Raw genomic sequence first — 23,146 nt, forward strand, 5'->3', positions numbered from 1 at the left:
TCCAAGTATGCAGACTCCTGTAGATCAAGCGCCTGGTTCAGAAATGCCTATGGAACAAGTTCCAAGTATGCAGACTCCTGTAGATCAAGTCCCTGGTTCAGAAATGCCTATAGAGCAAACTCCAAATGTGCATTCTCCTGTAGAATAGGAGTGAGAAATACCTGTAGAAGCTGATGCGGCATGTATCAGCTCTACAGGGGTTATTGCAAAGATTCGTAGGATATGAAGAGGAGTGTTAAGTGTAAGATATCAATAGAATGCATATCATAATTTTGAATGCACTTAATATTTTTAACAAGAGGATCCATTGGGCATTTACTAAAGCTTTGATTTTTGAGATACAGAGCTATTTGTAGAATATACAAAGGATGGTATTTGTACAATTCAATACAGATAAAGAGAGCGTGAGAAACACATTTTTATGTTGTGTAAGATAAGGCTACGAAGAAGTAACATTTTAGTTTTAAAGGATTTATATTAAAGAGAACAGTGAAGTTATTTTAACAATAATGTGCAACTGAAATCGACAATTTAGAGAATAATCAGAAAAATTAATGAAAACCATTGCAATGACAGTTATTGGTGCTGGTTCTTTTGGTACTGCATTAGCGATTGCTCTTGCTCGTAATGGTCATAATGTTTTACTTTGGGGATATAATTCTCAACACATCAAAAAATTACAAGAACAACGTTGTAATCAAGTATATTTACCTGATATTCGATTTCCTGAAAATTTATTCCTTGAAGCTTCGCTTGAAACTGCAATAACAGCAAGTGATAATATACTAATCGCTGTTCCAAGCCATGTATTTCATCAAGTGTTGTATAATATTCAGCCTTATTTGGATCAATATTCACGCGTTATTTGGGCAACGAAGGGTTTAGAACGTGGTACAGGACGTCTCTTACAAGATGTCGCTCGTGAGATTTTAGGTGAAAAAATTCCTTTAGCTGTTTTTTCTGGACCAACTTTTGCTAAAGAACTCGCTATTGGTTGGCCTACTGCAATGACGATAGCAGCTTCTAATGTTGAGTTTTGTAAAGAATTGCAGCAACTTTTTCATTGTGACAAAAGTTTTAGAGTTTATAAAAGCTCAGATATGATTGGTGTTCAATTAGGGGGAGCCGTTAAAAATGTTATTGCTATTGGTGCAGGAATATCAGATGGCATGGGATTTGGGGCAAATGCACGAATAGCTCTTATCACACGAGGACTCGCTGAAATTAGTCGTTTAGGGGGTGCTATGGGGGCTGAGCTTTCCACATTTATGGGAATGACAGGCTTAGGTGATCTGGTTTTGACATGTACTGATAATCAATCGCGTAATCGCCGTTTTGGGCTACTTCTTGGTAAAGGAATAGGTATAAAAGAAGCGGAAAGACAAATTGGTCAGGTTGTGGAAGGGTATTTGAATACCAAGGAAGTCCATACGTTAGCGCAACGTATTGGGGTAGAAATGCCTATTGTAGAACAAATTTATCAAATTCTTTATTGTGGTAAAGACACAACTGAAGCGGCTAATACATTACTCAGTCGCACTCTCAAGGACGAAATATAATACTATCCTATATTCTTAAATAATTTCAATCATAACAAATGGCAACATCCTATGATAGCAATATAAAATAGATTGTGTTGATGATTGTATAAGATTATTACACCGTAGAAAATTACAGATTCATATCATTCGATTCTCTATGAAGTAGAGTTGAAATATAAAAGTTTTGGTTCTTATTAAGTAATTCTTTGAAAATAAACTATCATTTCTACTTACATATATTTGTCTAATGTAATGAAAGAGACATTTTAATTTTTTCTTAAACGCCTCTCACAATAACATTTGAAGAATAGTAGAAAATTCATGGGAGAGTAGCATCTTATTTATATAAAGTTAAGCTAGAAATATCATTGCTATTATTCAATTTTCAATATTATTTGTGCGTTTAATAGCTTTTGTATACTAGATAGGGGGTATTACATATCTAGCATCCAGAAGCTGTAACAGCAAAGAAAGCACGAAACGCCTTAATTTCATTCTAAATATGCTGTAATTTTGGGGTTGGATGTTGATTTACAAGCTGTAGAAAAAACATGGGCTTTGTTAGAAAAACAACACCATAAAACACAAAATTTTCCAGAAAAATGGATTGGAGAGATAGATCAGTTTTTTTATAAAACACTTTGCAGAACAATAATAATAACCCAATTGGCTTTGTGTTTGCTTATCCTTCTAGAGGAGTATACACGTTCTTTGCGTTGTATTCATAAAGGTTAGCTTGAGAGAAATATATGGATTATTCTTGGCTCGAAAAGTTGAAAGGAACGCGTAATAACTGCAATAGAATTTCGTTTCCCCTGCCATTAGAGGTATTAAAAATTTTTGAAACAAGCCATTTGCTATCTCGTCATGATTTTTTTTCTGCAATCCGTCGTGTTTTCTTAGTGAGAATCATATATGCAATAGACTGGATCTGAAGGCTTTCCCTATGAGATTCAATCTAGTAGGAAAAGCCCTCATCATTGTGCGACCAAAGTACTTTACAGATAACCGATTTTATTTTTGAAGTCGGATGTTTTTTATCCTTCTTGGGAGTCTTCAGTTTTTTTCAGTTCTTCAAGTATTGGCATAGACATGATATTATAGCCTGAATCAACATAGTGGATTTCACCTGTAACGCCTGATGATAAGTCAGAGAGGAGATAAAGCGCGGACTTTCCAATTTCATGAATATTCACGGTACGACGTAATGGGGCATTACGTCGTTGGTGTGAAAATATTGCACGCGCAGCTGCAATACCATTACCCGCTAAGGTTCTAACAGGACCAGCTGAAATTGCATTGACGCGGATATTTTGCGGACCAAAGTCTGCCGCTAAATAACGAACCATAGCTTCTAAGGCAGCTTTAGCAACTCCCATGATATTATAGTTAGGGACAACTTGCTGTGAAGCGCCATAAGTAAGGGTTAAAAGTGCCCCTCCATGAGGCATAAGCTTCTCCGCACGCTGAGCAATTTCAGTAAAGGAATAAGCTGAAATAACCATTGTACGTTGAAAGTTTTCACGTGTTGTAACATCAACGTAACGCCCTTTTAGCTGATTTTTATCTGAAAAACCAATAGCATGGACAATAAAATCAATCGTTTTCCATTCTTTTTCAAGTTTCTCAAAGACGTCGTCAACATTTTCAATTTTTTCAACATCACACTCTAGAACTAATTTGCAGCCAAGCTTATCAGCTAGAGGCTGCACACGTTTTCCGAAAGCATCTCCTTGATAAGTTAAGGCTAATTCAGCTCCTGCTTGTGCGAGTTGACAGGCAATTCCCCAAGCAATTGAATGGTCATTCGCAATTCCCATAATAAGGCCACGTTTGCCCTCCATCAAACCTTTCATATTATTCTCCGTAAGACCGTATTTTTTTCAATTACTAAGAACTTTCATTTATACATAGCGTTGAAAAATAAGCGTTGCATTGGTACCGCCAAAGCCAAAAGTATTTGACAGTACGGTATTCAGTTGTTGATGATCGCGTCGTTCACGAACAATTGGCATATCCGCAAAAGCTGGATCAAGTTCTTCAATATGGGCACTTTCACAGATAAAATTATGGTTCATCATGAGCAATGTATAGATTGCTTCGTGAACACCTGCGGCGCCTAAGGAATGGCCTGTTAGAGATTTGGTAGCAGAAATGGGGGGGCACTGATCACCTGCTCCAAAAATACGGCGGATAGCTTCTATTTCAGGAGGATCCCCAACAGGTGTTGCTGTTGCATGGGGATTAATATAATCAATTTTATCATGGACTGTTGCAAGAGCCATGCGCATGCATCGTTCTGCTCCCTCTCCTGATGGTGCAACCATATCATGTCCATCGGATGTCGCACCATATCCAACGATTTCTCCGTAGATTTTTGCTCCACGGGCTTTAGCGCATTCTAGTTCTTCAAGGACTAAAACGCCAGCACCTCCAGCAATAACAAATCCATCACGATTAACATCATAGGCCCGTGAAGCTTTATGAGGGATGTCATTATATCGGCTAGACATAGCGCCCATAGCATCAAATAAAACAGAGAGAGTCCAATCCAAATCTTCGCAGCCACCGGCAAAGACACGGTCCTGTTTACCATATTGGATCATTTCATAAGCATTCCCAATACAATGATTGGAGGTAGCACAAGCTGAAGAGATTGAATAGTTGACCCCTTTTATTTTAAAAAAAGTTGCCAGCGTTGCAGATGCTGTAGAACTCATTGCTTTAGGCACAACAAAAGGCCCAACACGTTTTGGACCCTTTTGGCGTGTAATATCGGCTGCTTCTACAATTGACTGCGTTGAAGCACCTCCAGAACCCATAATAATTCCTGTGTGTTCGTTTGATACTTCGTGAGGCTCTAAACCAGCATCAGCAATTGCTTGATCCATGGCGATATGATTCCAAGCTGTTCCACGTCCATGAAAACGTAAAGCACGTCGGTCAACGCGTTCTTCTATATTAATATCAGGTTTACCGTAAACTCTGCTACGAAAGCCTAACTCAGCATACTGAGGCGCGTAAGAAATTCCGGATTTTGCTTCACGTAAACTGGTTAAAACGGCTTGGGGGTCATTCCCAATCGCGGAAACAATTCCCATTCCGGTTACAACAACACGACGCATTCATACCTCCTTATTCCATACAGAATAGTAAAAAATTCTTCCTGATGAAAATAAATTCAATCTTCTTTGAATAAAGCAACACGCAAATCATTCGCTTTATAAATAGTTTCTCCATCTGCTTTGAGCCATCCATCAGCTATTCCCAAGACTAAATTTCCCCGTCGAATACGCTTGAAATCTATTCCATATTCAAGAAGTTTGGTTTGTGGTGTTACCATACCTGATAATTTTACTTCACCAGTTGATATCGCTCTTCCTTTCCCTGGTTCTCCCAACCAACCAAGAAAAAAACCTGTTAATTGCCACATACCATCCAATCCAAGACATCCTGGCATAACGGGATCACCTATAAAGTGACAATTAAAGAACCAGTGGTCTGGCGTAATATCAAATTCGGCACGAACCATTCCTTTATCGTATTTTCCACCAGTTTCACTGATTTGAGTGATTCGATCAATCATCAACATTGGCGGTGCCGGCAATTGCGCATTACCCTTACCAAACATTTCGCCGCGAGCGCAGCTTAGAAGCTCTTCATAAGTGTAGCGAGACTTTTGTTCAGCCATGGTTACTCCATTTATTTGCATATATCTTTATTTCTGCGCTTTTCCCCGACCTACTTTTAGAGCAAATTTTAAAGAGAGGGAAATGATTTTATATCATTTTTAATGACAAAAGCCCTTTTTTATGTATTCTACATAGATAATTATTTAAAAATGGAATACAAGATTGCACCGTACTGTTCCCATTTTTTAATATTTTTATCTTATTGAAGCAGGAAGATATTTTGGTTTGTAATATGTCAGGGAATGCAGACAATTTAGATATGAATGAAGAGAAACAGTCCACAAAAGAATGTGGAGAAAGTGTCCAGTATTATTCCGCTTCTATGTTAGAAAAACGTTTGCGTGAAAATGGTTTGCGTCCAACGCGTCAGAGATTAGAACTTGCACATATGATTTTTTCTGAAGGAAATCGTCATATTACGGCGGAAGAGCTCTTTGAGGAAGCGGTGAGGGCAGGTGTTCCTGTATCCTTAGCAACGGTCTACAATACGCTTCATCAATTTACCGAAGCGGGATTGTTACGGATTATTGCCGTAGAGGGTTCGAAGACTTGGTTTGATACGAATACCTCTGATCACTATCATTTTTATATAGAAGGTGAAAATCATATTCTTGATATTCCTTGCAATTTAGAAGAATTGCCCATTATTGGAAATTTGCCTACACCACCAGAAGGTATGGAAATTTCACATGTTGATTTAATCGTGCGATTAAAACCAAAAAGTCAATCTTGTGGTAGGGAGTAGGGATATTCAATAAGGAATAAAAATTAAATTTGATGCGTTTGAGCATTCACCAGCCTTTTATTTTTTCATCAGGGTAAATCCCCCATAATTGAGGTTGATGAAGCCATCCATGGACATTATTAAGAGTGATTTCGCACCATTGTCCATCACATTGGTGGATATTGCCAATGACATTAGGCTCTACTTCTGCAACAAGTTCTGAATTATCAGTGGGTTTTTTTCGTAGCATTAGCCTTTTTGTTTTATCTTTTTGCCATGGAATAGTTATAGCCGTTCGCTTTCCTGATAAAAGCGATTGATATACCCACCCTTCATCGCCTTCTGCATCACGAATTTTACGCCATTGATCATACTCTTGGATGATTTCAATAGGTAGTCCCTTCTTTTTGTAGGTAAAAATGATGGAATAGTTGCTTCCTGGCCCAACACGGACATTAACACGAGTAGGTTTAATCGAAGCAAATCGCGGAAGCGGTAAACCACTAGGTCCTAAATTTTGATTAAGGGTTTGTGCGTGCAACAAACGTGGTGAATTCAATACAATAACTTTTGTTAAGATACATGCAAGCATTAAAACGCGAAACCAACGAGAATTTTGCACACTGAACTCCTTTATTTCGTCATATATGGGTAATTTAAAATCTGGAAGATAAGATTGGAGACTGATAAAAATTATGCCATATCGCCCGTTAACGAGATCTAAACAATGAAAAAATTGTTACGAGAAGAGGCAAATAAAAGTTTGAATTTCTGAGTGCTTAGGGTGTTGATGAGGGGATAGTTGTAAATAAATATTTGATTTTTGGCGAGTTGTATGCGTGAGAAAAATATTAAAACAGCAAAATACATCGTGGTTAGAGCAGTTTTTGTATAGGAAATCAGAGCTGAAATGTTGTCTCTTTTTTTCTAAGAGTTTTTCCTGTATTCAGAGTTATAACTTAATATGAAAAAAAACGACTATTTATGGATATAAATCAACAAGTTATAAATTTTAATTCGTTACTTAAGTGGTAAAAACACGTTCATCAGAAATGGGAATATAAGACTCTTGCACTCATATTAAAATAAGAGCACTTTCTCTGTTTCTGTTTAATTTTTTTGTGTTTCAGCTCAGTATAAAAAAGTTTAATGAAAGAGGAAGGATTATTCGATACGCTTATATGAGATTAATGATATAAGTGGTGAATAGAAGAGATTTATAAAAAAACAGAATCTCTGTAGTGTAGTGGCGGAAATTCTTTATCCTTTAGAAGAACAGAATCAGGAGATATAAAGAGTTATGAAATTATATTGTTTCATTACATCAGTGAAAGGGCAGAGGATAGGATTATGTATTTTCATATCCTGATATACGCAATCACATATTGCGATAGTCATTCATGTTTCGCAAGCTGATCTAACATCTTCGAAAGATGCAGAATATTAAAGGATAAAAAAATTATAACGAAAAGTAATAACAAAACACCTTAACTCAATCCACATTTTATATAGGAACAAGTCGCTTAAATATCCAAAGTGTCGTTTGTTATCTATTTTTGAAAATTACAAGAGTGAAGTAAACTCACATCTCTGTGATAAGAAATTTATCACTTTTAAATAATTAACACACTCGTTTGTATAATTAAAAATTCTAGATAACATTACACACAAGAAACCACAAGCAAAAAACCTCTTGCACTTTCTTATAAAGATAAAATTCTAGGATAGCTTATTCTCTATTGTTTATGCAATTCTATGATGCATCAAAAGCACATCACTTCATCGCACCAGCTCGTCCGTTACTTACAAAACCTTCTCTTTGCGCACGTTTACGAGCAAGCTTACGCGTACGACGAATAGCCTCAGCTTTTTCACGAGCACGCCTTTCAGATGGCTTTTCATAATAACTACGCATTTTCATTTCACGGAAGATACCTTCACGCTGCATCTTTTTTTTCAACGCGCGCAGCGCTTGGTCAACATTATTATCACGAACGAGTACTTGCACTATTTATCCTGCTTTTTTCAGTGTCATAAATGATAGGAAAACCTACGTCCTTTTAAAGACATATCTAAAAGGACAGGGGCTTATATCATACAAATAAGACATTTGTCTATATAGCTTTTTAAAATTCTACTCTTTTTGTAATAAAATGCTTTTTATAATAAAGGATAGAGTTTACGGCTATAAACTTATGAAAGCCCTTGTATTTGATCATTTTTGTCAAGATAAATTTTTTCAGCAGCAGGATAATGCGGTAAGCCCGGCATGGTCATAACATCTCCACAAATGACAACAATAAAGCCAGCTCCTGCACAGAGACGAACTTCTCGTACAGGAATTTCAAAATCGACAGGAGCACCATATTGCTTGGGATCAGCAGAAAAAGAATAAGGTGTTTTTGCCATACAAATAGGGTAGGTGCCAAAACCTTCTTTTTCCCAAGATTCAAGTTGTTTAAGAATAGGAACTGAGATGATGGCGCTACGCCCACCGTATAGCTTTGTTATAATACAATTAATTTTTTGAATGAGGGGAATATCATCTTGATAGAGAACTTTAAAATCGGAATCTTGCTTTTCAATTAAGGCAACAAGTTCTTGTGCAAGTGCTACTGCGCCTTTTCCACCTTGTTCCCAATGCTTACAAATAATAGCTTTGCGTCCAGTTGTTGCAACTATTTTTTGTAATGTTCTTATTTCAGCATCGCTATCGCTGCCAAAATGATTAATCGCTACAACACAAGGAATACCGTAGAGCTCCATATTTTTGATATGTCGTAAAAGATTAGCGGCTCCCTTTTCTAAAGCGGTGATATTTTCTTCTGTCAGGTTGTTTTTATCCACACCACCATTCATTTTTAATGCACGAATCGTTGCGACAATCACTGTTGCATTTGGTACAATACCTGCTTGCCGACATTTGATGTTGAAGAATTTTTCTGCGCCAAGATCGGCTCCAAACCCTGCTTCTGTGACAACATAATCAGCGAGTTTTAAAGCGGTTTTTGTTGCTATAACTGAGTTACAACCATGAGCAATATTGGCAAAAGGTCCTCCATGAACGAGAACAGGATTATTTTCAATTGTTTGTACAAGATTGGGTTGTATGGCATCTTTGAGAAGAACTGCCATTGCGCCTTCTGCATTAAGATCAGCCACTGTTACGGGTGTTTTATCATAACGATAGGCAACAATAATTTTTTTGAGTCTTTGTGTAAGGTTTTCTAAATTTTCAGAAAGACAAAGAAGTGCCATAATTTCTGATGCAACAGTAATATCAAAACCTGTTTGGCGTGGAAAACCATTTGTTGTGCCTCCCAATGAAATAACGATATCACGCAATGCACGGTCATTCATATCAAGAACGCGCTTCCAAACAATGCGACGTGGATCAATGTTGAGAGTATTTCCCCAATAGATATGATTATCGATCATTGCAGCAAGAAGATTATGCGCTGCTGTAATAGCATGAAAATCACCGGTAAAATGTAAATTAAGGTCATCCATTGGGACGACTTGTGCATAACCACCACCAGCAGCACCACCTTTTACACCAAAACAGGGGCCTAAAGACGGTTCTCTCAAAGTGGCTATTGTTTTTTTGCCAATGAGATTAAGAGCGTCATTTAGTCCAACCGTTGTTGTTGTTTTTCCTTCTCCAGCAGGTGTGGGATTGATGGCTGTGACGAGGATAAGTTTACCATCTGGATTTTTATTGAGCGATTTTATGTAGGAGGAAGAAATTTTAGCTTTATCATGGCCATAGGGAATGAGATTTTCATGTGATATACCAATTTTTTGTGCAATTTCAGTAATATGCTTCTTTTTAGCAGTGCGAGCAATTTCAATATCTGTTTTAGGCATGGAAAAATTCTTTAAACGGAGCTTTTATTAACATTTGGAATCTGTACTTTATGGATTAATGAAAAAATCCATAGAGAACAGAAAGCATAATATAGCATAGAGATCAATGGTGTATCGCGCAAGCGATAATACTAAAAGAGCACAAGAAGGGTTTTAGCATTTTTTGGGAAAAAAACTCTGTATTTTCAGTTTCGATAAGTTTTTAGCCAGCCTGCAATATCATTCTCAATATGGGCTCATGATGAATATCAGAAAAAAGTTTTAGAGGGCTCTAAACCGTAATGTTTGGTGACACACTTAAAGTTCGTCTTAAGATGAGACGGACAGAAATGAAATACTCAGAAATACCCATTGATGAAAAGGTATAATCTAGAAGAAATCAAAAACAATGCGCATAGATTGAGAAAAGAAAGCAACAGTACACACCAACTTATATAATCTCTATGATTATTATTAATAAAAAATAGGTTTGGGCTGGATTGAAGGTCGCACAACATTCCATTCTACCAAAACAGCGAACAAACGACTCACAATAGAATGGAACAAAAAGCCATAAGAAGACCAAAGATAAGAAAAAAATAAATCACATATTAAAAGAATTTAAAGAGCTTGAGTTTGTGAGTAAGATATTGGATTTATTGATAGATGGCGCACCCGAAGAGATTCGAACTCCTGACCCCCAGATTCGTAGTCTGGTGCTCTATCCAGCTGAGCTACGGGTGCACACATTTCAATTTTCTACATTGTCTAAGACAATGGGTTCCTAATCGTTTCATTAAAGAAATGCAAGTGAAACTTGGGGAGTCATAAAAAAAATCTCTTTTTTTTTATGAGATATTAAAAAAAAACTTATAATATATTATGGATGCAGTTGGATTTTTGATAGGGTCATTTTTCTGCTGTGATCTTACCACGCAATATGAACGATAGTTAACTTGACGTTTTCGCCTATGAACGATAGTCAGCCAAAAATGATATATGTTTTTGCGGTGGGGGGTAAGATATATACCTGCTGTTGGTTTTTTGTATAAAACGCCGATATGACTGTTGAAAACTATTTCAGATAAACATGATACAGCAAGGGTAGATATATGGCGTTATTAAAAAAGATCTTTCCATTGGTGTTTTTAATTGTTGTTTTAACGGCTACTTATTGGGCTGGAAAACAGAGTGCAGAACAACCCATTTCTATAGTGAAGAAAACAAGTATATTGTATAAAGCTTCAAAGGGAAAAATGGGAAGACCACCGACGAATGTTGTCGTTGATCTTGTAAGGGTCCAAGATTTTTATGAACAACTTAACGTTCTAGGGAGTGGACAAGCACTTGCTGAGGTAGATTTAACCCCTTTATCACCAGGTGTTATTGATAGGCTTTTTGTGTCTGCTGGTACAAAAGTACAAGTGGGAGATGTAATTGCAAAGCTTGATTCTAAAAAGGAGGAAATAGCAGCCGCAAAAGCAAAAGTACAACGTGATAATAACGCATTAACGCTTTCGCGGATTCTTAAATTACGTGCTAGCAATACAGCAACAGAAGTGCAAGAACTTACGGCACGCTTAGAGCTAGATAACGCAAATTTGGTTTTGCGTAACGCTGAGGTAGACCTAGAGCGGCGAACAATTCGTGCACCGATTCCTGGAGTTGTTGGTATTCTACCCGTTGATGCGGGGAATAACGTGACCCTTAATACTGTAATAGGCCGTATTGAGAATAGAGAACGTATTTTGGTCGATATATGGGTTCCTGAACGATATGTTTCACGGATTCATAAGGGAGATGAGGTAACAGCAACATTAACAGCGCAGCCAGATAAAACTTTTGTTGGTCACATTTACGCGATTGATAATGTCGTTGACCCAGAAAGTCGTACACTTCATGCTCAGATTGAAATCAATAATGAAAAAGATACACTCATGTCTGGTATGTCCTTTTCTGTTGCCTTACAATTCCATGGTGGATCTTTCCCTGTCGTTAATCCTCTGGCGATTCAATGGAATAATAAAGGGTCATTTGTTTGGCGTGTGAGAGAAGGAAAAGTAGAGCCTATACCCGTATCGATTATTCAGCATAAAGCAGATCAAGTTTTCGTGAAAGCCTCTTTAGAAAATGGTGATCAAGTTGTCATTCAAGGGGTGCAAATGCTTTATCCAGGAAGTAAAGTAATTATTGATGATCCAACGTCCCATCAACAGCAATTATCAGCAGTTTATGGAATGGATATACAATGAGCCAAGAATTGAGCACAAAACAGCCAATGTCACAGGCGGAGCTAGGCGGTCTCATTGCCTTATTTATTCGAAGACCGGTTTTTACTTTTGTTATAAATGCCATGATCATCATTGCAGGATTTGCAGCATGGTTGAATGTTGATGTACGGGAACTCCCAGATGTTGATACGCCAGTAACAACGATTGTAACGGTATTTTCTGGAGCGTCGGCGGAAACAATTGATCGTGAAGTGACAAAAGTTATAGAAGATGCCGTTTCTCGTGTTTCAGGGGTTAAGACGATTTCTTCAACATCTTCTTTTGGACGTTCCCGTGTACAGATTAATTTTAATGTTGGTGTTGATTTAAATGTAGCGGCATCTGATATCCGTGATGCTCTGTCTCGCATTGCTTATTCTTTACCCAAAAATGCTGATTCACCTTTGATTATTAAAGCAGATTCAAATGCTGCTGCCATGATGTATTTGGTTGTGACATCACCAACAATGAGTATTGATGATTTAACAACAGTTGTAGATGATCAGATCGTTGATGCAATTTCTGCGGTTGATGGCGTTGGTGATGTTCAGGTCGATAGTGCTCGTAAAAAGATTTTTCAGATTGATATAGATCAAGCAAAACTTGCAAGTTATGGATTAACGGTCGCAGATATTTCACGTGTTCTTGCTGATATGAAAACGGATGTGCCCGTAGGATCACTACGCAATTCTAAACAAACTTTAGTTGTTCGTGCCACTGCACGTTTAACAACACCAGAATCTTTTGAGCAAGTTATTTTAAAGCCTCATGTACATCTTGGTGATGTGGCGCATGTGACTTTATCACCCGATATAGAAAATGTTATTCTTCGTATCAACGGAAAGACAGGGATTGGATTAGGTATTGTGCGTAAAGCACAATCCAACACGCTTAACATTTCTACAGGCGTGAGAGCTGTTGTTAATAATCTCAAAAGTGTTGTTCCTTCTTCCGTACATATAGACGTTATTAGTGACGATGCAATTTTTATTAAAAGCGCTCTTCATGAGGTTGAGGTTGCGTTGGTCATTGCTATTTTGAGCGTTATCTTGGTTATTTTTCTTTTTCTCAGAGACATTCGTGTAACGCTGATACCTGCTGTATCTCTTCCCGTCGCTTTGATTGGGACCATTGCTGCTATTTATCTTGTAGGGTTTTCATTGAATATTCTCACATTTTTAGGGCTTGTTTTGGCAACAGGGCTTGTTGTGGATGATGCCATTGTTGTTCTGGAAAATATTGTTCGATGGCGCAATATGGGGATAGGTTCTAGGGCTGCAGCGGTTTTAGGAACCCGTGAAGTCTTTTTTGCTGTTATCGCAACAACATTGACTCTCGTTGCTGTGTTTGTTCCTATTTCTTTTCTTCCTGGACAAGTTGGAGGACTTTTTAGAGAATTTGGTTTTGTTTTGGCAATTTCTATTTTGCTTTCTTCAATCGTTGCCTTAACACTTTGTCCTATGTTGGCTTCACGTTTTCTCAAAGAACATATTGAGGAGCAAGAGGAAAAAGCCCATCATCACTTTACTTTTTTATATAAATGGGGTTCTTTGTTTCATAAGGCCTATACGTACAGTTTGCATAAGTGTTTAGAAAAACCTTGGGCTGTTGTTTTTGCTTCACTTGTTTTTGCAGCGCTTTGTGTTGGAGGTTATACGAAGTTGCAACAGGAATTAACGCCAGCAGAAGATAGAGCTTTTATCTTTTTGGCCATTAATGGACCACAAGGTATTTCAACACAATATTTGAACGAGCAAATAGAGCAAATTGAAGAAAGTTTACAGCCATTACGTGATGCAGGTGAGATAGCGAATAGTTTCTCTGTCGCGGGTATTGGCGGCTCACCCAATACTGCTTTTTTGATTTTATTGCTTTCGTCTTGGGATAAACGTTTACGAAATCAGCAAGAAATTGTGAAAGATGTTAATGCAAAGGTTAGGCAAGTTCCAGCAGTTTTTGTGTTTGCTGCACAGGGAAATTCTTTAGGTGTGAGAGGAACGGGGCAAGGGTTACAATTTGCAATTCTTGGCAATGATTATGCGACATTACAACCTATTGCTGATCAGTTGGTACGTGCTTTACAAGCAGATCCGCGTTTTATTCGCCCACGTCTTACCGTTGATGCTACACAACCGCAATTTTTTATTGAAATCAATCGAAAAAAAGCCTCTGATTTAGGGATTGATATCACCAATTTGGGCGATACATTACAAGCAATGTTGGATGGTAAAAAGATTGGTTCCATTAACGTGGATGATCATTCTTACGATGTTAAATTGATATCGCGTAAAAATCCTATGAAAAGTCCTAGTGATTTAGAAAATATTTTTTTAAAGACCAAAGACAATCGATATGTTCCTTTGTCGGTTATTGCGCATTTACATGAAAAAGCTATCGCTCCCCAATTAAAACGGGAAAAGCGCATGAGCGCTGTCATTTTAAGCGCAAATCTTGCTCCAGATATCACTTTAGGGGAAGCTTACCAAACTGTGCAGAAAATTGCTTCTCCTTTGTTATCGAAAGGAACCTACGTGGTCCCCTTAGGAGAAGCTGAAACACTTCATGAAACATCTTCCAATTTTATGATTGTTTTCGGCATTGCTTTTTTGATTATTTTATTGGTTTTAGCGGCTCAATTTGAAAGCTTTATTTCAGGATTCATTATCATGGCTACTGTTCCATTAGGGATTGGTTGTGCTGTGATTGCTATGCTCTTAAGTGGTGTGAGTCTTAATATTTATAGTCAAATTGGATTAATTTTGTTGATTGGCATTATGGCAAAGAATGGTATTCTGATTGTTGAATTTGCAGATCAATTACGGGATCAGGGAAGAAGTGTGCGTGAAGCTGTAGAAGAAGCAGCCAATATTCGTCTTCGTCCAGTTTGTATGACAATGATTTGTGCCATTTTAGGCGGTATTCCTTTGGTTTTAGCCAAAGGTGCTGGTGCAGAAGCTCGTACAGCTTTAGGCTGGGTTATCGTCGGTGGTTTAGGTTTAGCAACGATTTTTACGCTTTATGTTACACCGGTTGTTTATCTTTTTTTAGGGCGTTTTATAAGATCAAAAGCAGAAGAAGATTTGCGCTTAACAAAAGAACTCAATCAAGTTAAATGATGGTTCGAGTAGTAAAGATTTGAAAGTTGATTCTTGTAAAAATATCATTTTTAGCTCTTATTTTTTTTACTTTTATATTTCTTCATTTTTTGTGTGAGCAGTGAAAAGATTGAGCAATCAAGGAGGTGTTTTCTACTTTGGTATTGTTTGGACAGAGATTTCATGATCAATAACCGTATAGGATAAGCTTATGGCAGATAGCTTTTCGATTCGAAATGAAAAGGCTTTTGAAGCCGCATTAAGAGCTTTAAAAAACCATGCTGCAAAGGATGGAGTCTGTGATATTCGTCAGCATTTTTTGGAAGATGATCAGCGTTTTTCCCATTTTTCTCTCAGACTTGATGATCTTCTTTTTGATTTTTCAAAATGTGGTGTAACATTCAAAACATTGAAACTTCTAGATGATTTAGCTGTCGCAGCAGATGTGTTGGGGCGGCGTGATGCAATGTTTTCAGGCCAAGCTATTAATACAACTGAAAAACGCTCCGTTCTTCATATAGCATTACGTTTACCTGCCGATGAAATTTTCATGCTGGATGGTCATAATCTTATTGGCGATATTCAAGACGTCCTTAAAGATATGGAGAGATTTTCTGAAAAGGTACGTGATGGCAGCTATAAGGGAAGTAGTGGAAAGAGAATAAGGGATATTGTTAATATTGGTATTGGGGGCTCTGATCTTGGTCCTGCAATGGTCACCTATGCTTTAAAACCTTATCATGATGGTCCACGTTGTCATTTTGTTTCTAACGCTGACAGTGCTCATATTTCTGATACTCTCTCTCTTTTGAATCCAGCGACAACGCTTTTTGTTATTGCTTCTAAAACTTTTACAACGGCTGAAACAATGGTCAATGCTCAAGTTGCACGTCAGTGGATTTGTTCACATTTAGGGAAACAAGCTATTCACACACATTTTGTTGCTGTTTCGAGTGCGCTTGATAAAGTGGCAGAATTTGGCATAGATTCCACAAGAGTTTTTAAATTTTGGGATTGGGTTGGAGGACGTTATTCAATTTGGTCCGCCATTGGGCTTGTTGTTATGTTTGCAGTAGGGGGGCGAAACTTTCGCCAATTTCTCAATGGTGCTTTACAAATGGACCAACATTTTAAAACCATGCCTTTGCATAAAAATATCCCTATTCGATTTGCTCTTTTAGGGTTCTGGCATCGTGTTATTTGTGGTTATTCATCACGCTCTATCATTCCCTATGCACAGCGCTTAATACATTTTCCAGCTTATTTACAACAGCTTGATATGGAATCAAATGGGAAGCAAGTCTCGCTGGATGGAAAACCACTCAATTTTTCAAGTGGTCCGATCGTTTGGGGTGATTCAGGAACAAATAGCCAACATGCTTTTTTTCAGCTTCTGCATCAAGGAACCGATGTTGTTCCTGTAGAATTTATTTTATTTATAAAAGGGCATGAGAAAAATTTACATTCTATGTATGAGATGTTGCTAGCAAATGGTTTAGCGCAATCAAAAGCCTTGATGAAAGGACGTAGTGTTGAAGATGCTCGGCATATCTTGATAAAAAATGGCGTTGATGAACGTGAAGCAGATTATTTAGCACTTCATAAAAGCTTTAAAGGAAATCGCCCCAGCATGACGCTGGTTCAAGATTCATTAACCCCGTTTACACTCGGTCGTCTCATTGCGCTTTATGAACATCGTACTTTTGTTGAAGGTGTTTTAATGAATATTAATTCATTTGATCAATGGGGTGTTGAACTTGGTAAAGAATTAGCAGATGAGTTACTCCCCATTCTTCGTGGAGAAAGTAAAGCGGATAATCGCGATAATTCAACATTAGGATTGCTCGCCCATATTCAAGCAAGACGTGCAAAATAAATATAATTTGATCATAGGTTTTGACGGTAGAGTGAGAGAAAAATATGAGACAATTCTCTATTTTACTCTGGACTCCCTTATTTTTGAATTGGATTTTTGCAATAAATCAAAAAAAGAACAAAAAACAGATTTTACAGGTTCCATACAGTGTTTGTGAAACAATTATTCATGTGAAAAAAGGCTTTAAATGCTGTGCTATCAGTAAGAGATAGATATTTTATGAGAAGATCTTCTACCTCTAGAGAGGTATTTTCCGAACTCATGGGTTTAAGTTATCACTTTGGGGTATAGAATGATTATGAGGGATTATCAGAGAGGATTGGACGGGAAATTTAAAAAAGCTTATCCAGAGAATCTGATTGAGTGGTTATGGAAACTTTAGCAATGAAGTTGGATTTGTCTCGTGTTGCTACCCAATCTTGTTGTGGTGAGCCTGAATTTAGAAGATCTGGCTGCTGGAAGTTTTTATAATTATCATAAGAGAAATAAAAATATTCCTTTTTGTCCCGTGTATAAAGGGAATGCTATTTGTATTTGTCATTCGTAGTACCATTGTGCGACATACTTCAGATGGTTTTCATTTGAAATATGCCTTAGAAAATTATTTAGTAAAGGAGCGTCTCCATACGTATTGGAAAGCCGTTTTCTATTCTTTATTTCAATTTATGAGCACCACACTGTCTCGTATAGAATTATACACTGTCTCGTATAGAATTATACTGATAGATGATTTGCAAAAAATAAATTATCTACAACGCATTTATACTAAAATTTTATGAAAAATCAGAATTTAGTATCGAGCTATATTCGATAATGGAGAAAAGCATAAAACGGCTTAGCATTTTGCTTGAAAATGAGAGAACGATTGCGTAATTCTGTTTTTCCTATGATTTTGATTGGATGCTTGACAAGTTTTTGTGCAAGCGGTGTACTATCTATTTACTTAAAAAGCTTAGAAATAAGAGAAAGTGCTGTGTGAACGATATTCAATGATTACACACTTTTTTGTGATTATAAGAAGAGAGAAAAATTTAGAATAAATACTCATAATATTCATTCTAAATGCGCATATTGTATGAAAAAAGCTCGGGGCCTGTTAATATAAAAACTCTGATGGTGATAAAACGCATTGAGCCTGTTAATAAACGGAATTGCAAAGAGCTCTATGGTCACCATTATTTCTAAAACTCTATTAAAGGCTGGTGATTGGCAAAAGTTCTTCATAATATTTGAAGAGATATTTTATACCAGATCAGGAAATCTAAAGATCGTAAGAGGAGAAGCCTAGAAATTATAAAATTCGTGGGAATCTAATACCAATTTCTAGGGATGCATAATGACAGGCATAGATGGACGCAAACTAACCAATTGCAAACCACAAGAAACCTGCAAATACTGAGCATAGACAAGTTCGTTTTAAGTCAATGGCGGAGAGAGAGGGATTTGAACCCTCGATAGAGTCACCCCTATGCCGCATTTCGAGTGCGGTGCTTTCAACCACTCAGCCACCTCTCCATATGAAGTGCAACAAAAATGCCCACTATTTAAGTTAAGTATAGTATATGATGGGTAGATAACCTTCAATTGTTTTTGGTACAACCTTTTTTTCTTTTTTATGGGACTTTATTGACAGAGAATAGAAATTCCTTCATATAGGTAGAATGTGAGCGTGGAGAAATCTGCGTATTTTTGTTTTGAGGAAGGTTTTATCCTTCTTTAAGATTGGTTACGACTGATAAAAAGCAGCCTATTTTCCCTTATTTCAAGGTAAAAATTAAATAAGAGCTGGAGTGAACGGAAGGATAAAAAATGTTCGCAGTCATTAAAACCGGTGGTAAGCAATACCGCATTGTTGCTAACCAAGTGGTAAAAGTTGAAAAAGTTATTGGAAATGCGGGTGATGTTGTTGAATTCAATGATATCTTGATGGTTGGGCAAGAAGGTAGTGCAGTTATCGGAACTCCTGTCGTTGGTGATGCGTTGGTGACAGCTGAGATTTTAGAACAGACACGTGGGCGCAAGGTTATCGCGTTTAAGAAACGCCGCCGTCAAAATTCTAAACGTACGCGTGGTCATCGTCAAGAATTTACAACACTGCGTGTTTTAGAGATTTTAATGGGTGGTTCAAAGCCTAAAAAAGCAGCTGCAAAACCCATAAAAGAGCAAGAAACGGCAGCAAAAGAAACAAAAGATACTGCTGTTGAGAAGAAGGCTGAAAAAAAGACTGAAAAAAAGACTGCATCGCAGAAGAAAGCGGCTGTAGCATCAAAAAGTAAGAAAGATTAAAGGAGAGCGTCTATGGCACATAAAAAAGCTGGTGGTTCCTCGCGTAATGGTCGCGATTCAGAATCGAAACGTCTAGGCGTTAAAAAATTTGGTGGTGAAACGGTTATTGCTGGAAATATTATCGTCCGTCAGCGTGGTACGCGTTGGCATGCTGGTGACAATGTCGGTATGGGAAAAGACCATACGCTTTTTGCCCTATCAAAAGGAAAGGTTTCTTTTCAGCGCAAAGCAGGTAACCGTGCCTATGTTTCAGTCATTCCTGTAGTGGAGGTAGCAGAGTAATCTGTAGCATTTTCTCTAACAATCAACTGGAGTTTCATTGGATTGCAGTTGTAGTTTTAAAGTATTAATAAGCTCTAAAAGGGAAAGATAAATGTTATCTTTCCCTTATTTTATTGGTCATATGATAAATCTAGAAAATATACGGAAAACAAAAAAGGTAAAATTGAGGAAATGAATTTTCTCAATAAGGGGGAGAATTTTTGCTGTGTTGTGTTTGCATTGAAGGTATTGATGTTATGATGGAATTTATTGGTAAATTTGTGTATGATAAATAATGAGAAAAATTTACTTCCTTTTTATATATAAAGAAGGGCCTCGTGACAGATGATGGTGTTGGGGGATGTGCGTTCTTTGCAAATGTGTAACAGAGAGCATTATGTGTTTGCGATATTGATTGAAGCAAAGGATTAGCTTAAAATATATCACTGTTACATAATTGGTGGATGAGTATCGTAGGGCGAGTTGCATAGAATTTTAAAGATAATAAGTTGTATAGAGTCATTTTAATGGTGTAATAAATTCATAAGAGGGACACAGTAAATTAAATCAGTTTGGAGGAAGAGTTAAACTGTTAGCTGAGTTACAGATGATTGAAAAGGATGCTTTCTTATAGGGAGAATAATAGTAAGTTATGTTGAATAACTTGGGATAAAGGGAGCGTTTTAAAAACATAGTTTTTCAGGTGATTGGGGCTGTAAAAATTGAGGTTTTGTCTTTGTAAAGTAAGAGTTAAGAATCAGATTTGCTTATGATGGCTTAAGCAACCCGCGGGATTATAGTATCCAATTGTTTTATAGGTTATATTGAGGTACTTAAGCACCTCACTTAGCTCTATTGAATTGCGTGAAACAAAAAATCGTGATGATATATACCTCTTGTATTTTTGAAAATGGGGCTTTGAAATGAAATTTATCAGGGATATTTGTATTCGAGTGTGAGGCAGTTTGAATTCATGATGGGATTTGAGAAAGCAGAAGCAATGAATGTAGATTTGACCGAGGGTGAAATCTTGTCTATCAAATCTGTACAACTTGCAGCTGCTTTTAATCATAAAAATGATGCAATTTATGCTGCTGCTGAGTTGCTTGTGCAGGTTGGCGCAGTTGACAAGTGCTATCTGGAAAGCATGCTTGCACGTGAAGAAATAACGAATACTTGGCTTGGGAATGGTATAGCCATTCCTCATGGCTTGGTTGAAAATTGTGATTTAATTATCAAGGATGCCATTGCTGTTATACAGGTTCCTGCTGGTGTTGAGTGGCAGGATGGAAAGAAAGCACATTTGATTATTGCCATTGCAGCGTGTCCAGATCGTTATAGAGAAATTTGCAAAAAATTGACGTCTCTTTTATTTGATAAAAAACAACTTGAAGTACTTGCGACAACTACGGACAAACAGCAAATTGTTACAACTTTGTTTTATCAGGATATAAAGCAAGAAGAAACTTTTCTTGGTGATCTTTCGGTGTGTCAGGAATGGACTTTAGATTATCCAAGTGGTCTGCATGCGCGACCAGCTTCTCTTTGGGTTGATTTTGCGAAAAAAATTCAAAACTCTATCAGAGTTCGCCATGGTCAATATGCCGTTGAAATGAAAAATTTGGTTGGGTTATTACAATTAGGCGTAAAAAATGGTGATGTTCTGATTTTTTCTACAGATGCTGTAGAAGGAGCACAACTTCTCAATGATGCCATTGCTATTGTAAAAAAGGTAAGTATTAGTGAAAAATGCGTGGTAAGAGAAATAGAATCTCAAACAAAGACTTTTCATGGTTGGTATCCACGTTCCATGCAAAAAGGCATTTCTGGTGTTGGAGCAAGTTCGGGGTTAGCGTTTGGTAAGATTTTTGTTTTAAGGCAAAATGATATTTCCATAATAGATCAGCCAATTGATTTTGCAGTTGGTGCAGCATGTCTTGAAAATGCTCTTACAAAAACAAAACATAAATTGGCATCGGTGATTTCTGATATTACAGTGCGTATGGGAACGGATTCTGCTGCGATTTTTTCTGCGCAAATGGTTTTGCTGGAAGATGAAAATCTCATAGCTCAAGCTTGTCGTTTTATAGCAGAAGGTCATGGTGTTGCTTGGTCTTGGGATAGAGCGGTTCGGCAATTTTCAGATATGTTTTCTAAGGTGGATAATCCTTTATTAGCAGCACGTGCGGTTAATTTAATTGATGTTGGTCGTCGTGTTTTAGGTGAAATAAATCCATCCTATAGATCCTTCTTTTTAAATGATATTCCAAGTGGTGTTATTCTGGTTACAAATGATCTTTCTCCTTCTGATGTCGCACAACTTGATGGTATAAAACTAAAAGGATTAGTAACAGCATGGGGAGGTCCACTCTCTCATACAGCTATTTTGGCGCGTACGCTTGGTATTCCGATGGTTGTTGCTGTAGGTGATGATATTTTAACGGTTCAGTCTGATATTCAGGCTATTATTGATGGTGATAACGGGTTCATTTACCTTGATCCTACGCATGAAGATGTTGAAGATGCTCAAAGGCATATTGATAGTGTTGCACAAAAGCGTGTTAGTGAGATAAGTGCGTCTCGATTACCAGTACAAACGACAGATGGTCAAAGAATTCGTATCATGGCTAATGTCAATTATGCAAATCAGGTTCCTGTTGCGTTTGATTCGGGGGCTGAAGGTATTGGACTGATGCGCACAGAATTTTTATTTTTAGAGAATCCGCATATTCCGGATGAAGAGGTCCAATTTGATATATATCGGGCGATGATTGCAGCTGTAGGAGATAAGCCATTAATTATTCGGGCGCTTGATATTGGTGGGGATAAACAGGTTACGCATTTACATTTATCTAAGGAAGATAATCCTTTTTTAGGTGTTCGAGGAACACGGCTTTTGTTACGTCGGCGCGATCTTTTGGTTCCGCAATTACGTGCTTTGTATCGAGCAGCAAAAGAGGGCGGAGATTTATGGATTGTGTTTCCGATGGTGATGTCTGTTTCAGAGATTGTTACCATAAAAAAGATTGCAGAAGAAATCCGCAATGATATTGATGCACCAAAATTAAAACTTGGTATTATGATTGAAGTTCCAGCAGCAGCTATTATGGCAGATGTGTTGGGTGCTCATGTTGATTTTTTCTCAATTGGAACCAACGACTTAACACAATATACAATGGCAGTTGATCGGCAAAATCCGTATCTTGTGTCTGAAGCGGATAGTCTTGATCCAGCAGTTTTGCGTATGATTTATCAGACTATTCAGGGAGCCGCACAACATAAATGTTGGGTTAGTGTATGCGGTGGTGTCGCTGGAGATCCTTTTGGTGCAATGATTTTGACGGGATTGGGAATTAATGAGCTTTCTATGATATCTTGCGATATTTCTCCAGTAAAGGCGTGTTTGCAAACTCATAGTTTTGAAGAGATGAAAATTTTAGCACAAAAAGCACTACAATGTGAAACTGCACGCGCTGTACGCGCTCTTAAGGATGATATAAGGTGATAGGGGCGCTTTAAGGGGAAGAGAGCGCGTACAATCTTAGCAGTTTCGCT

At 37.5% G+C, this 23,146-nt stretch carries 15 protein-coding genes and 2 tRNA genes; 9 read left to right on the forward strand and 8 right to left on the reverse strand.

The window, feature by feature from the left end:
• The first annotated feature begins 554 nt into the window (after window positions 1-554).
• A complete protein-coding gene (gene gpsA / locus T429_RS0103565) occupies window positions 555-1,559 on the forward strand; it encodes an NAD(P)H-dependent glycerol-3-phosphate dehydrogenase (protein ID WP_005774465.1) in 1,005 nt (334 codons plus the stop codon).
• Window positions 1,560-2,054: 495 nt separating this feature from the next.
• Window positions 2,055-2,276, forward strand: coding sequence for a hypothetical protein (locus T429_RS10710; RefSeq protein WP_161629904.1), 222 nt, complete (start codon window positions 2,055-2,057; stop codon window positions 2,274-2,276).
• Between the two features lie 302 nt (window positions 2,277-2,578).
• Here T429_RS10710 and fabI read toward each other — a convergent pair whose 3' ends face one another.
• From fabI to fabA, 3 genes are read right to left on the reverse strand one after another with little or no spacing between them, the layout of a single operon-like run.
• The gene (fabI, locus tag T429_RS0103575) at window positions 2,579-3,397 is read right to left on the reverse strand and encodes an enoyl-ACP reductase FabI (RefSeq protein WP_005774468.1); all 819 of its coding nucleotides are present in this window, start codon (window positions 3,395-3,397) and stop codon (window positions 2,579-2,581) included.
• Between the two features lie 48 nt (window positions 3,398-3,445).
• A complete protein-coding gene (gene fabB / locus T429_RS0103580) occupies window positions 3,446-4,666 on the reverse strand; it encodes a beta-ketoacyl-ACP synthase I (RefSeq protein ID WP_005774469.1) in 1,221 nt (406 codons plus the stop codon).
• Between the two features lie 56 nt (window positions 4,667-4,722).
• Window positions 4,723-5,232, reverse strand: coding sequence for a 3-hydroxyacyl-[acyl-carrier-protein] dehydratase FabA (gene fabA, locus T429_RS0103585; RefSeq protein ID WP_005774470.1), 510 nt, complete (start codon window positions 5,230-5,232; stop codon window positions 4,723-4,725).
• A 233-nt stretch (window positions 5,233-5,465) separates the two neighbouring features.
• Between fabA and irrA the strand changes: the two genes are divergently transcribed.
• Window positions 5,466-5,978 (forward strand): iron response transcriptional regulator IrrA, encoded by a 513-nt coding sequence (gene irrA / locus T429_RS0103590; protein WP_026500868.1) that lies wholly within the window; start codon window positions 5,466-5,468, stop codon window positions 5,976-5,978.
• Window positions 5,979-6,024: 46 nt separating this feature from the next.
• On the opposite strand, the gene T429_RS0103595 is transcribed toward irrA, so the two are convergent.
• The 4 genes from T429_RS0103595 to T429_RS0103610 form a co-directional block, all read right to left on the reverse strand.
• Window positions 6,025-6,579, reverse strand: coding sequence for an SH3 domain-containing protein (locus tag T429_RS0103595; protein WP_005774472.1), 555 nt, complete (start codon window positions 6,577-6,579; stop codon window positions 6,025-6,027).
• 1,152 nt (window positions 6,580-7,731) lie between these two features.
• On the reverse strand, window positions 7,732-7,965 hold the full coding sequence (gene rpsU, locus T429_RS0103600) for a 30S ribosomal protein S21 (RefSeq protein WP_005774473.1): 234 nt from the start codon (window positions 7,963-7,965) through the stop codon (window positions 7,732-7,734).
• 185 nt (window positions 7,966-8,150) lie between these two features.
• A complete protein-coding gene (locus T429_RS0103605; protein ID WP_005774474.1) occupies window positions 8,151-9,824 on the reverse strand; it encodes a formate--tetrahydrofolate ligase in 1,674 nt (557 codons plus the stop codon).
• Between the two features lie 646 nt (window positions 9,825-10,470).
• A tRNA-Arg gene (locus tag T429_RS0103610) sits at window positions 10,471-10,547 on the reverse strand.
• A gap of 368 nt (window positions 10,548-10,915) precedes the next feature.
• Here T429_RS0103610 and T429_RS0103615 point away from each other — a divergent pair.
• From T429_RS0103615 to pgi, 3 genes are all read left to right on the forward strand, one after another.
• On the forward strand, window positions 10,916-12,055 hold the full coding sequence (locus T429_RS0103615) for an efflux RND transporter periplasmic adaptor subunit (protein WP_005774476.1): 1,140 nt from the start codon (window positions 10,916-10,918) through the stop codon (window positions 12,053-12,055).
• On the forward strand, window positions 12,052-15,189 hold the full coding sequence (locus T429_RS0103620) for an efflux RND transporter permease subunit (RefSeq protein WP_005774477.1): 3,138 nt from the start codon (window positions 12,052-12,054) through the stop codon (window positions 15,187-15,189). The genes T429_RS0103615 and T429_RS0103620 overlap by 4 nt, the downstream gene beginning before the upstream one ends.
• A gap of 190 nt (window positions 15,190-15,379) precedes the next feature.
• Window positions 15,380-17,044 carry a glucose-6-phosphate isomerase gene (pgi, locus tag T429_RS0103625; RefSeq protein WP_005774478.1) on the forward strand — a complete coding sequence of 555 codons (1,665 nt, stop codon included), beginning with the start codon at window positions 15,380-15,382 and terminating at the stop codon, window positions 17,042-17,044.
• A gap of 1,425 nt (window positions 17,045-18,469) precedes the next feature.
• Here pgi and T429_RS0103640 read toward each other — a convergent pair.
• Window positions 18,470-18,559 (reverse strand) — tRNA-Ser (locus T429_RS0103640).
• Window positions 18,560-18,853: 294 nt separating this feature from the next.
• Here T429_RS0103640 and rplU point away from each other — a divergent pair.
• The 3 genes from rplU to ptsP all read left to right on the forward strand — a co-directional run bounded on the left by rplU (window position 18,854) and on the right by ptsP (window position 23,096).
• Window positions 18,854-19,330 (forward strand): 50S ribosomal protein L21, encoded by a 477-nt coding sequence (gene rplU, locus T429_RS0103645; protein WP_005774480.1) that lies wholly within the window; start codon window positions 18,854-18,856, stop codon window positions 19,328-19,330.
• A 12-nt stretch (window positions 19,331-19,342) separates the two neighbouring features.
• On the forward strand, window positions 19,343-19,612 hold the full coding sequence (gene rpmA / locus T429_RS0103650) for a 50S ribosomal protein L27 (protein ID WP_005774481.1): 270 nt from the start codon (window positions 19,343-19,345) through the stop codon (window positions 19,610-19,612).
• Window positions 19,613-20,564: 952 nt separating this feature from the next.
• Window positions 20,565-23,096 carry a phosphoenolpyruvate--protein phosphotransferase gene (gene ptsP / locus T429_RS0103655; protein WP_005774482.1) on the forward strand — a complete coding sequence of 844 codons (2,532 nt, stop codon included), beginning with the start codon at window positions 20,565-20,567 and terminating at the stop codon, window positions 23,094-23,096.
• Window positions 23,097-23,146: the final 50 nt, after the last annotated feature.

It is taken from the genome of Bartonella elizabethae F9251 = ATCC 49927 (genome assembly GCF_000518165.1).
Taxonomy (GTDB): domain Bacteria; phylum Pseudomonadota; class Alphaproteobacteria; order Rhizobiales; family Rhizobiaceae; genus Bartonella; species Bartonella elizabethae.